Raw genomic sequence first — 744 nt, forward strand, 5'->3', positions numbered from 1 at the left:
TGGGGGACTTTCCCGATGATGCCAGAGGCTCCATTCTCATGTGGACAGGTTCTCCGGGTTCAGGTCAAGTAAGCTGAAAGTTGCAAATTGGCCGGAACCGCAAATGGGGCACCCCTGGCGGCCTGACAGATTTTATGAGATTGGACGGAAAACGAGTTGCCAGCCGACCTCCAGTTTGGTTTGAGGAGGGGCGTGAGGGCGTTTCCACTGACCTGGGGGCTCAGGGTCAGGCCCACCCTGGAGCATCAGGCGCGAGAAGACCGCCTGACCACGGCTCAACGCGTAATGAACCGCGGGCAGACCGATTTTGAGGTAGCTCAGTGCGCGCCGCTAGTGGGGATCGACGACACGTCGATCCCCACGCTGCACCACCTCAATGCCCTCGGACACAAGCAGTAGGGTCGCCACGGCCAGCACGAGGATCAACCGTTCCAGACTGGCGGCATCGCGCAGTCTGGAATCTCCCAACCCGAAGAGCCCGCTTTTCTCGTCCAGAAAGCCCTCCTCAATCTGGAAGCGCTCACCGTACTCGGCAAAGGTCTCCACGCTCGTCGGTTCGTCGCTGACCACCTGCCACTGCTCTGGGCCGTCCGACGGACGGCCCAGAGCGATATGAACGGGACCGAAATGCTTCCGTGTGAGGGTGATGTTGTGGAAACAGCGTGTTTCTCTGGGCAAGAGCTGCACGTCACGCACCTTGCAGAGCCGCTGGCCATCGGGGGCCGCCAGGATCAGGCTGGACTT

Annotated in this window: 1 pseudogene; it reads right to left on the bottom strand. The window is 60.9% G+C overall.

From position 1 onward, the window contains the following. Positions 1-330 precede the first annotated feature (330 nt). Positions 331-744, bottom strand: a pseudogene (locus IEY31_RS18550) (transposase); the annotation flags it as partial.

Source organism: Deinococcus aerolatus (assembly GCF_014647055.1).
GTDB classification, from domain to species: Bacteria; Deinococcota; Deinococci; order Deinococcales; family Deinococcaceae; genus Deinococcus; species Deinococcus aerolatus.